The organism is Salinicola sp. (assembly GCF_982684285.1).
Map to the genome: position 1 here is coordinate 6956 of NZ_CEXLVS010000063.1, position 10935 is coordinate 17890.

Sequence of the window (10935 nt, forward strand, 5' to 3'; positions counted from 1 at the left end):
GTGGCCGCAGGCGCGTGCGGCGATATCGTTCTCGCCCCCGCACTGCTCGCACACCTTGAAGCGAAAACGAAAGGTGCACTGGCTTTTTATGGCGCCCGAAGCCGCGCCGGCATCGACCTCCTTCTCCGGGTTTGACCTTCCGCTTTTCGCGGGGCTTTGGCCGCGTGTGAAAAGAAGCCCCTGACAGCGCCGACCGTGATGCTCAATCACGAAGTCGCCGTCGCGCTTGCCCCAGAAAGTGTTGGCGAAGCCGCATTCGGGGCATTCGACCTGTACCGGCTCGCTCTCGCCGTCTGGACGCGCCTGGGCGATCTCCGGCGCATAGAGCTCCCACGGGTTACCGGCGTAGTCGAGAATCAGGCATTCGGTCTTGCCTGGCGAGGGCCGCAAACCGCGCCCGACGATCTGCTGATAGAGCCCCACAGATTCGGTCGGGCGCAGAATGGCGATCACGTCCACGTGTGGCGCGTCGAAACCGGTCGTCAATACCGCCACGTTGACCAAATACTTGAGCTCGCGGGCTTTGAACGCCGCGATCAGATGCTCCCTCTCCGGGCCCGGCGTCGCTCCGGTAATCAGCGCACTCTCGGTCGCGGGCAGCAGCTCCCGCACCTCTTCGGCGTGCGCCACGGTGGCCGCGAAGATCATTACGCCCTGACGATCGTGGGCGCGCTGGATCACGTCATGAATGATCTGCGGCGTGGCACGATTGCCCTGAACCACGCCGTTGAGATCGCCCTCGGCAAACTGGCCGTTGCGCTGTGGGGTCAGGCGCGAGAAGTCGTAGAAGGCCATGGCGCCGTCGATGCGCCTGGGTTCGGCGAGATACCCCTGACGCACCATCACGCGCAGCGGCTGCTCGAATACGCAGTCGCGAAAGAACGTGTTCTCCGGGCCTTTCACCATGCCGTGGTAGTGGCGGTGATAGAGAAAGCCCTCGCCAAGCCGATACGGCGTTGCCGTCAGCCCCAACACCTTGAGGTTGGGCCGCACCTCGCGAAGCCGCGCGATCACCTTCTCGTAGGTGGAGACGGCCCGCTGGCCCGCTTTCCCCGACGCTGCCGCCTGGCGCTCGGCCCCGCTATCGCGGGCGAGAGAGACGCGATGGCACTCGTCGATCACCAGTAGTGTGAACTCGCCGGTGGCGAAATCATCCAGACCGTTGACCACCGACTGCACCGAACCGAACACCACCTGGCGCCCGCTCTCCTTGCGGCCCAGGCCGGCGCTGAAGATATCCGCTTCGAGTCCGTAGGCGAGATACTTGGCGTGATTCTGCTCGACCAGCTCGCGCACGTGGGCCAGCACCAGCACCCGGCCGCGGGCGCGCCGAGCGAGCTCCGCGATCACCAACGACTTGCCGCTTCCCGTCGGCAATACGACCACGGCCGGGTCGTCGCCACCCCGAAAATGCGCGATGACGTTATCGACGGCCTGAGTCTGATAGGGGCGGAGCTTGGGAACGGTGCTAACCGCAGGGGATTTGAGCATGGCGGCATCTTACTCAGGTCGCGCGACCGAGGGAACGCCTCGGGATCGTCGTGCTGGTAGTCGGCTCCCAACGTGGCAGTGAGTGCAGACGACTCCTTTCATCTACACCGTTAGTCGAATTGTTATAGATGATCGTTCCGATCAAATTGGCAATCGTTTCGATCACTAACCGTTAGTGAACCACTCGCCACGCATGGCGCACGGGAGTCAACTCCATGAAATTGCTAGCCGCGGTCCAAAAGGTTCCCGGGGGCCTGATGGTCGTTCCCCTCATTTTCGGTGCCGCTCTCAACACGATAGATCAGCTCCATCTCTCCTGGATCACCGCCATTCTGCAGTGGCTGGGCGCCGGACAGACCGACAGCGGCCAGTACGAGTTCCTGCGTATCGGCGGCTTCTCCCAGGAGCTGTTCAAGGATGGGGCGCTGGTGCTGATCGCGCTGTTCCTGTTCTGCTCCGGTAGCCAGATGAACCTGCGCGTGGGCGGCAAGGCGCTCAAGAAAGGCGCCCTGCTGGTCACCGCCAAATACCTGACCGGTCTGGCGGTGGGCGTGGGGCTGGGGCTGATGTTCGACCCGATCGATGGCCTGCTGGGTCTTTCGACGGTAGCGATCATCGCCGCCATGACCAACGGCAACGGCGGTATGTACGCGGCACTCACCAGCCAGTACGGCAACCGCTCCGATACCGGCGCGGTGGCGATCCTATCGCTCAACGATGGTCCGTTCTTCACCCTCATGTCGCTGGGCCTGCTGGGTTCCCAGTTCCCGGTGATCGCTTTCATTGCGGTGCTGTTGCCGATCGCGCTGGGCATGCTGCTGGGCAATATCGACCGCGATATTCGCGCCTTCCTCAAGCCCGGCGAAATTCTGCCGGTCCCGTTCTTCGCCTTTGCGCTGGGCGCGAACATGAACCTGGCGGCGTTCTTCAATCCCGAGGTGGTGGGTGCCGGCCTGCTGCTGGGCGTCATGACTACCGTACTCACCGGCGGCGTCGGCATTCTGGTGTTCAGGCTGTTCCGCGAACCCAGCGTCATCGCGCCGGTTTCCGAAGCGACCACGGCGGGCAACGCCGCCGGCACGCCGGCCGCTATCGCCGCCGCGGCAGCCGTTGCCGCCAACTCGGGGATGATGAATGCGGCCGAAGCGCAGAGTTATCACGACCTGGTCAACATCGCGACGTCGCAGATATCGATCGCCACGCTGACGACCGCCATTCTGGGGCCGATCGCCGTGATGCTGGTCGATCGCTGGCAGAAGAGACGCGGCATCGAAGGCACCCTCGAGGACGAGCCGCAGTCCCGTGTCGACGAGGATCTCGGTGTGGCGCGCGACGGTTGAGCGACGCCACTGCCGTATCGTGGCATGCTGAGACGAATGACATCATCCGGCGGCGCGCAAGCGCCGCCATCCTGGAGCCTTCATGAAAATCTCTCTGCTCTACGGCAAGGGTGAGCTGGCACTCGACCTGCCGGACGACATATTCGTCGTCGAACCGACGACGCAGCATGGGATGGAGAATCCCGAAGCCGGCGTTCGCGAAGCACTCTCTTCGCCGATCGGTACCCCGCCCCTCAAGGAGATGGTCAAGGCCAGCGATCGCGTCGCCATCGTGATCAGCGACATCACCCGGCCGACTCCCAATCATCTGCTGGTACCGCTGCTGATCGAAACGCTCGATCACGTGCCGCACGAGAATTTCGTCATCATCAACGGCACCGGCACCCATCGCGACCAGACGGTCGAGGAGCTCCGCGGCATGCTGGGCGACTGGGTGGTGGATCACATCGAGATCATCAACAACCACTGCGACAACTACGACGAACTGGTCAACGTCGGCGACAACAGTTTTGGCTGTCCCTCGTGGCTCAACCGGCGCTGGGTCGAGGCCGACTTTCGCATCGTGACCGGTTTCATCGAACCGCACTTCTTCGCCGGTTTCTCCGGCGGGCCCAAGGGCGTGATGCCGGGCATTGCCGGGCTCGAAACGATAATGACGTTCCATAACGCCCGCATGATCGGCGATCCGCGTTCGACCTGGGGCAACATGGACGACAATCCGCTGCAGGCGATGACCCGCGAGATCAACGCCCTGTGTCCGCCGCATTTCATGCTCAACGTCACCCTCAATCGCGACAAGGCGATCACCCGGGTGTTTGCCGGCGATCTCACCGAGGCGCACCGTCAGGGTTGCCAACACGAACTCGAGCACGCCATGGTCAAAGCCAGCGAGCGCTTCGATGTCGTGATCACCGGCAATTCCGGCTATCCGCTGGATCAGAACCTCTATCAGGCGGTCAAAGGGATGAGCGCCGCGCACAAGATCGTCAAGCGCGGCGGCACGATCCTGATGGCCTGCGAGTGCTCGGACGGCATCCCCGATCACGGCAAGTTCGCCGAGATCCTGGCCATGGCGGACTCGCCCCAGGCCCTGCTCGAGATGATCGAGGATCCCGAATTCGCCATGCTCGATCAGTGGCAGGTGCAGAAGCAGGCGGTCATCCAGAGCTGGGCCGATGTGATGCTCTACTCGACGCTGAGCGACACCCAGGCGCGCGCCGCACTGATGCAGCCGGTGCACGACATCTCCGAGGCGCTGCAGTCGTTGAAGGCACGCTATGGCGACGAGATGACCATCGCCGTGATGCCGCTGGGCCCGTTGACCGTGCCTTATGTCGATGACTGAGCCGCCGATCGACGTACACACGACGGGAGAGAACCCATGACTTCGATGGCTCGAACTGAACGAATCGATGCCTTGAGCGTGGAAGCAGCGGCATCGTCTCGCTCGCACAGCGTGCCGCTGACCGCCGACGTGGCCCAGGGCGCCGAACTCGAGGCCAAGCTGGAACGCCTGCGTCACGTGCTTCGCGAGATGGGCGATGTCGTGGTGGCGTTCTCCGGTGGCGTCGACAGCACCTTCCTGCTGGCCATCGCGCTGGAGACGCTGGGCCGGGAACGCGTGCTGGCAATCACCGCCGATTCGGAATCCTATCCGTTCGAGGAACTCGATGCCGCCCGCGATCTGGCCACGCGTCTGGAGGCGCCGCACCGCGTCATCGAGACCTCGGAGATCGCCATTCCCGGTTACGCCGAGAACGCCGCCAACCGCTGCTACTACTGCAAATCCGGCCTGTTCACCCACCTGGCGCCGATCATGGTCGACGCCGGATTCCATAATATCGTCTTCGGCCTGATCGCCGACGACGACGGCGAGCATCGCCCCGGCACCCAGGCGGCCCGCGAGTATGGCGTGCGCGGCCCGCTGCATGAAGTCGGCCTGTACAAGGCCGAGATCCGCGAACTCTCCCAGGCCATGGGGCTGCCGACGTGGAACAAGCCCTCGCTGGCGTGTCTGTCATCGCGGGTCGCCTACGGCGAGCGCATCACGCTGGAGAAGCTCGAGCGGATCGCCGAAGCCGAGCGCCGCGTCAGAGCCCTGAACATCGGCCAGCTCCGCGTTCGTCATCACGGCGAACTGGCGCGGATCGAAGTCGAACCCCAGGACATGGCGACGGTGCTCGAACATCACGACCGGCTGGTCGCGGAACTCACGGCGCTGGGATACGCCTGGGTAACGCTGGATCTGGCCGGCTACCGCAGCGGCAGCATGAATCGACTGCTGCCTTGAATTCGGCTCGACAGGATATGGCATGACCGAACGCCCAGACCGACCCATTTCCGACCTCGGGTTCGCCCGCGTCGATCACGCTCGCGAAGCTCGCAACGGCGTCCCCGAAGTCGTGTTCGGCGAGGGCAAGCAGGCCGATCAGATCAGCGCCATCGTCGCCCGCCTGATCGATCGTCACCAGCGGGCGCTGGTCACCCGACTCGATGCCGAGCGCGCCGAACGCGTGCTTCAGGATCATCCCCACGGCCACTACGATCCGATCAGCCGGCTGCTTTCGTGGGGTGCCTCGCCGAAGCGTCTCCCCGGCACCGTGGCAGTGATCTGCGCCGGCACCTCGGACCTGCCCGTGGCCGAAGAAGCCGCGGGTACCCTCGAGTGGCTGGGCGCCGACGTCGCCCGGCTCAACGACGTCGGCGTCGCCGGCATCGATCGCCTGCTGGCGCATCGCGAGGCGTTGACCCGAGCCGACGTGCTGATCGTGATTGCCGGCATGGAAGGCGCGCTGCCCAGCGTGATCACCGGGCTGGTGCGCAATCCGGTGATCGCGGTGCCGACCTCGGTGGGTTACGGCGCCAGCCTGCAGGGTGTCACCGCCCTGCTCGGCATGCTGTCGGCATGCGCCACCGGCATGAGCGTGGTCAATATCGACAACGGCTTCGGCGCCGCCTGGCAGGCGGCCAGCATTCTGTCGCTGCTCGAGCGAGGCCCCGATCCGCGGCCCGCCAGCTTCGAAAGATCGGCATCCCTTACGCCAGCATCCGACGCCCCGACACCGACAGAGCCCCGCACTTCATGAAGACGCTTCATATCGACTGCACCTTCGGCATCGCCGGCGACATGCTGCTGGCGGCGCTGGTGGACCTCGGCGCCGATCTGGAAGGGATCGCGGCGTCGCTGCGCCGCTTGCCGATCGATCCGTTCACACTCGAGACCCGGCCGGTGGATCGCTGCGGTATCCGCGCGCGGTTGCTCGACATCGCGCTCGAGCCCGCTGGTGGCGTTCATCCTCATGATCACGGTCATGAACATGTGCACGGCCACGCCGGCCACCCTCACCGCCGGGCGGGAGATATTCTGACGATGGTCGCCGATGCCGATCTGCCTCCTCGCGTAAGGCGCCGGGCGACGGCGATCTTCACCGCCATTGCTCAAGCCGAAGGACGAATCCATGAATCGATCCCGCCGAGGTTCATCTGCACGAAGTGGGCGCGATGGACTCGATCATCGACATCCTCGGCGTCTGCCTGGCACTGGAAGCCCTCGATGTCGAGACGATCACCGCAACCTCGGTGCCGGTGGGATACGGCGTGGTCAGCATGGCCCATGGCCGCTTTCCGATCCCGGCGCCGGCGACACTGGAACTGCTCAAGGGCGTGCCGCTATCCACCTTCGAGCCCGATGTCACGGGCGAGCTGACCACGCCTACCGGCGCCGCGTTCCTGGCCACCCTGGTCGACTCGTTCCGCTCCGCTGCGGCGGGAACCCCGGTCGAGATCGGCTACGGTGCCGGCAACCTCGACTTCCCCCCTCCCAACGTGCTGCGCGTGATTTCGATGGAAACAGCGGTACCCGATCAGGGCAGAGAGACCATCGCCGTGCTGGCCTGCCAGCTCGACGACGTCACCGGGGAGCAGCTCGGTCACGTGATCGAGCTGCTGCTGGAGGCCGGCGCCCTCGACGTCTTCTTCACCCCCGTCACCATGAAAAAATCCCGGCCGGGCCATCTGGTGACGGTGCTGGCGCCGCTGAACCGGGCGGAGGCGCTCGAACTGCTGATGCTGCGCCAGACGCCGACGTTCGGCGTGCGCCGTCACGACACCAGCCGACGTATCCTGGAGCGCCGGATCGAAACGGTGGAAACCCCCTTGGGAAGCGCCAGGGTCAAGATCGGTTCTCTCGAGGGAGAGACGTTGCGGACCACACCGGAATTCGAGGATGTGAGCGCGCTCGCCTTCCGCCACCGCCTGTCGTTCGTCGAGGTCCAGCAAGCCATCCTGGCGGCCTGGCACCGATCCCGGGAGCGCCGGCCCCGACCTTGATCGATCCGATCATAATGGCGAACGACGAGGCGGCTCGATCAACGAAGGTTGTGTCAATCGCCTCTCCCCACCGGCGATTCCGGCGTCGGTAGACCAATGTCTAATATTACGCAACTGGCTGACGTAGAAGGAAATTAGCAACCTGCGCCGGTTTTCCTCAGGGTATTCTGCAGCCAAGGGTTGTCATTATGATCGTAACGATCAATTTTATGCTCACTGCGATCAAAAAGAGCCGATGACATGGCAACTCCTCAATCGAGCCGAATCGCCGGCGACCTGGACGCCGACTTGCCGCCCAGACTGCCGACGACGCTTGGCGACTACCTGCGCAGCATCGGGCCCGGGCTGGTACTCGCCATGGCCTTTCTGGGAACCGGCGACCTGGTCAGTTCCACCGTGTCGGGCGCCAACTACGGATACGCGCTGATGTGGACCCTGGTGGTCGCCCTGGCCGCCCGCTACTGCATGATCTCGGCCATCGCCAAGTACAAGCTGGCCAACCGGTTCGAAGACTCGTCGCTGATGGCCGGTTACCAGCGCCTGTGGAAGGGCTTTCCGGCATTCTTCGCCATCCTGATGCTGGTCTACGGCCTGATCATCCAGATGAGCTTCATGCGCGCCTGCGCCGTCGCGCTGGTGCACCTGATCGAATCCACCGGCTTGACGCTGCCCGATGGATTCGGCCTGCCGCTGATGGGTCTCATCGTCATGCTGCTGTCGCTGGTCATGCTGGCGGGCCGCAACGCGTTCAAGTGGCTCGAGCGCTTGGCGCGGGGCGCTTCCGTGATCATCATCGGTTCGTGCGTCTACGCCCTGTTCCGGAGCGGTCACATCGATTTTCCCGCCTTGCTCAGCGGCCTGACGTTCGCGGTGCCGGCCGACAACGGTCCCTTCGATGCGCTGTTCATCGCAGTGGCGACCATCGGCACCATCGGTGGTTCGGCGATCAACCTGCTCTACCCCTACTTCATGGATGATCGTGGCTGGAATCGCCCGGCCCACCGCAAGATCCAGCGGCTGGATCTGATCGCGGGCATGCTGCCGCTGCTGATCATCAACGCGCTGTTCTGGATCGTGGCGGCGGAGACGCTGCGTGGAACGGGCGTGACCGTTTCCAGCGAGACCGATCTCGCCACGATGATGCAGATGGCAGTCGGCGACTGGGGACCGACCCTGCTCTGGGTCAGCCTGTTCATGGCCGCCTTCACCAGCTTCCCCGCCCAGGCGCACGGGCTGGCCAAGCTGATGTTCAACGGGCTCCACCTGGCGACCGGAAAGAGAGACGGCGAGATGCGCCCCGAGCAGGACCCGCGCTATCGACCCGCCCTGATCGGTCTGTTCATCGTCGCCCCGCTGTTCATCACGCTGCCCTTCGCGCCCAATCTCGTCTATCTGAGCGTCTTCGGCACCAGCGTGATCACGGCCACGGTACTGCCGCCGATTCTGATCGGCATCCTGATCCTGACCACCAGCCGCCGCTTCATGCTCGACGACTATGCCAACCGTTGGTGGGAAACCCTGATCCTGGGTGTCATCTCCCTCATCGGCCTCTGGTCGCTCTACGCCATCCTGACCAATCTGGCGGGCGCCATCGCCAGGGTCGCCCAGTAGCGATCGACGCACGCTTTCACTCTCATTTTCCACGAGGAGACTCGCATGACACAGTTCAGAGGCATCGTTCCCGCACTCATCACGCCGCTCGATTCCCACGAGGAGATCGACGAAGCGGGCCTGCGTCGCCTGGTCGACATCCTGATCGCCAAGGGTGTTCACGGCCTGTTCGCCCTGGGTACCAATGGCGAGTTCTTCTCGCTCTCCGACGAGGAGAAGGTGCGTGTCGCCACCATCGTCAAGGACCAGGCCGCGGGGCGCGTACCGGTCTATGCCGGCACTGGCGGCTATACCACTCGCGGCGTGATCGAGCTCAATGCCCGCATGGCCGACGTCGGGGTCGATGGCCTGTCGATCATCACCCCCTATTTCAACGGTGCGACCCAGGCCGAACTGATCACCCACTACGAGCGCATCGCCGCGGCGACCGACCTGCCGATCCTGCTCTACACCATTCCGGCCAAGGCGGGAGTGACGCTGGAAGTATCGAGCGTAGCGACGCTGTCGAGGATTCCCAACATTCGCGGGATCAAGGATAGCGGCGGCGACTTCGATCGCCTGGTCCAGTTGATCCGCCTGCGCCGGGACGACTTCGCCGTGTTCACCGGCACCGACTCGATGATTCTGTGGACATTGATGGCAGGCGGCGACGGCGCCGTGGCGGCGACCACCAACGCGGTACCGGACGTGGTGATGACGATCTGGAACGCGTGGCGGGCCGGCGATTTCGAGACCGCCCGCGAAGCCCAGGAGAAGCTGCGGCCCCTGCGCAGCGCCTTCGCCCTGGGTACCATGCCGAGCGTGCTGAAGACAGCAGCCGATCTGCTCGGCATGCCCGCGGGGCCCGCTCGCTCGCCGGTCCAGGCGCTGACGCCGCAGGCGCTCGCCAAGCTGAAGCAGGCTCTCGAGGCGTACTCCCGTGTCGACGTCTGACGCCCCTTCGGCATTGGCGATGACGGCATCCGGGGAAGCTTCATCCGTGACCGTGAAGTTGCTCATCCTGGCCGATGACCTGACCGGCACCGCGGATTCGGCGGTCGGGTGCGCGCAGCTCGGCCTGACGACGCAGATCATGCTGTCGGCCGAAGCGGCCAGCGTGGCGGACGTCGCCGCGGTGGATCTCGATTCGCGCGCCTGCGACGCTGGCGACGCGGCAGCACGGCACCAGCACTGCCTGACCCGGTGGGCCGGACGCTACCGTCATCTGTTCAAGAAGGTCGACTCGACCCTGCGCGGCAATCTTGCCGCCGAGGTCGCGAGCCTGGTGCCATGCGCCGGCATGGCGATCGTCGCGCCGGCCTATCCCGCCACCGGCAGAACCACCCGGGATGGCCGCCAGTGGCTCCACGAACGCCCGGTCGAAGAGAGCGAGGTCTGGACCAACGAAGGTATCGGCGGTCGTGCCGATCTGGTCGAGATGCTGGAAGGGGCCGGCCTGAAGACACGTCGGTTGGACCTGTCGGCGCTCCACGAAGCGGACGCGGCGGTGACGGACACCTTGCGCCGATACCGGCAGGAGGGCGTTCACGCCGTGGTCTGCGATGCGCTGACGGATGCCGACCTGATGCGTCTGGCAACGCTGTCGGCGCCCCTGGAACGCGTGTTCTGGGTCGGGTCGGCGGGGTTGGGGCTTGCCCTGCCCCGGGCGCTGAGGCTTTCCGGCACGCCGGGCGCGGCCCAGCCGGCGCCCGCCCTGCGTCGAAGCCCGACCCTGATCGTGGTCGGAAGCATGAGTCGCATTTCGCACGCACAGGCCGCCGCGCTGGTCGATGTCACCCCTGCGCTCGAAGTGGTCGAGATCGATGCCGGGGACTTTCTGGGCGCCCGCCCGCAAACGTCCGTCCGGGCCGCGCTCGACGATCGCATCCGGCAAACGCTGCAGGCCGGGAACGACGTCATGGTTCGACTGGCCCAGCCCGGCGATCGCGATGCCGCGGCGGGGCCGAGGCTCAGCGTCGAACTCGGCGCGATACTCGCACCGTACCTGACCGAGGTCGATCGCCTGATCGCCACGGGCGGCGCCACCGCACGAGCGCTACTGATGGCGGCAGAGGTCACCGAGCTCGATCGCGGCGATGCGCCCGACACCGGGGATGTCCATGCCGGGCATGAGCGCCTGCGCTCCCAGCTCGACCGCGACGGTGTCGGCCGCTCGGCGCCTGCG

The 10935-nt window shown here is 65.1% G+C and carries 8 protein-coding genes and 1 pseudogene; 8 read left to right on the forward strand and 1 reads right to left on the reverse strand.

The genetic code is table 11. The features are described 5' to 3' along the window. Positions 1 to 1491: DEAD/DEAH box helicase family protein (locus AC3AYF_RS07655; protein ID WP_487779577.1), on the reverse strand; the 1491-nt coding region annotated here is incomplete at its 3' end. Positions 1492 to 1706: 215 nt separating this feature from the next. Here AC3AYF_RS07655 and AC3AYF_RS07660 point away from each other — a divergent pair. From AC3AYF_RS07660 to AC3AYF_RS07695, 8 genes and pseudogenes are all read left to right on the forward strand, one after another. Then, a complete protein-coding gene (locus tag AC3AYF_RS07660) occupies positions 1707 to 2831 on the forward strand; it encodes a 2-keto-3-deoxygluconate permease (RefSeq protein ID WP_295035043.1) in 1125 nt (374 codons plus the stop codon). A gap of 82 nt (positions 2832 to 2913) precedes the next feature. Further along, positions 2914 to 4176: a nickel-dependent lactate racemase gene (gene larA / locus AC3AYF_RS07665; protein WP_295035041.1), complete on the forward strand. Its 1263-nt coding sequence runs from the start codon at positions 2914 to 2916 to the stop codon at positions 4174 to 4176. A 36-nt stretch (positions 4177 to 4212) separates the two neighbouring features. Further along, positions 4213 to 5121 (forward strand): ATP-dependent sacrificial sulfur transferase LarE, encoded by a 909-nt coding sequence (gene larE, locus AC3AYF_RS07670; protein ID WP_487779578.1) that lies wholly within the window; start codon positions 4213 to 4215, stop codon positions 5119 to 5121. Between the two features lie 22 nt (positions 5122 to 5143). Then, complete coding sequence (gene larB, locus AC3AYF_RS07675) at positions 5144 to 5917, forward strand: nickel pincer cofactor biosynthesis protein LarB (protein ID WP_295035038.1); 774 nt, start codon at positions 5144 to 5146, stop codon at positions 5915 to 5917. Positions 5918 to 5958: 41 nt separating this feature from the next. Next, a pseudogene (gene larC / locus AC3AYF_RS07680) lies at positions 5959 to 7160 on the forward strand (nickel pincer cofactor biosynthesis protein LarC). A 240-nt stretch (positions 7161 to 7400) separates the two neighbouring features. Then, positions 7401 to 8771, forward strand: coding sequence for an Nramp family divalent metal transporter (locus AC3AYF_RS07685; RefSeq protein ID WP_487779579.1), 1371 nt, complete (start codon positions 7401 to 7403; stop codon positions 8769 to 8771). Between the two features lie 45 nt (positions 8772 to 8816). Further along, positions 8817 to 9704: a 4-hydroxy-tetrahydrodipicolinate synthase gene (dapA, locus tag AC3AYF_RS07690; protein WP_295035030.1), complete on the forward strand. Its 888-nt coding sequence runs from the start codon at positions 8817 to 8819 to the stop codon at positions 9702 to 9704. A 46-nt stretch (positions 9705 to 9750) separates the two neighbouring features. Then, positions 9751 to 10935 (forward strand): four-carbon acid sugar kinase family protein (locus tag AC3AYF_RS07695; protein WP_487779580.1); only part of this gene is annotated, 1185 nt, incomplete at its 3' end.

Excerpts from the sequence above, each read along its gene's own strand:
- dapA (WP_295035030.1), top strand. The coding sequence starts at position 8,817 with ATGACACAGTTCAGAGGCATCGTTCCCGCACTCATCACGCCGCTCGAT.
- AC3AYF_RS07685 (WP_487779579.1), top strand. The coding sequence starts at position 7,401 with ATGGCAACTCCTCAATCGAGCCGAATCGCCGGCGACCTGGACGCCGAC.
- larE (WP_487779578.1), top strand. The coding sequence starts at position 4,213 with ATGACTTCGATGGCTCGAACTGAACGAATCGATGCCTTGAGCGTGGAA.
- AC3AYF_RS07660 (WP_295035043.1), top strand. The coding sequence starts at position 1,707 with ATGAAATTGCTAGCCGCGGTCCAAAAGGTTCCCGGGGGCCTGATGGTC.
- larA (WP_295035041.1), top strand. The coding sequence starts at position 2,914 with ATGAAAATCTCTCTGCTCTACGGCAAGGGTGAGCTGGCACTCGACCTG.
- larB (WP_295035038.1), top strand. The coding sequence starts at position 5,144 with ATGACCGAACGCCCAGACCGACCCATTTCCGACCTCGGGTTCGCCCGC.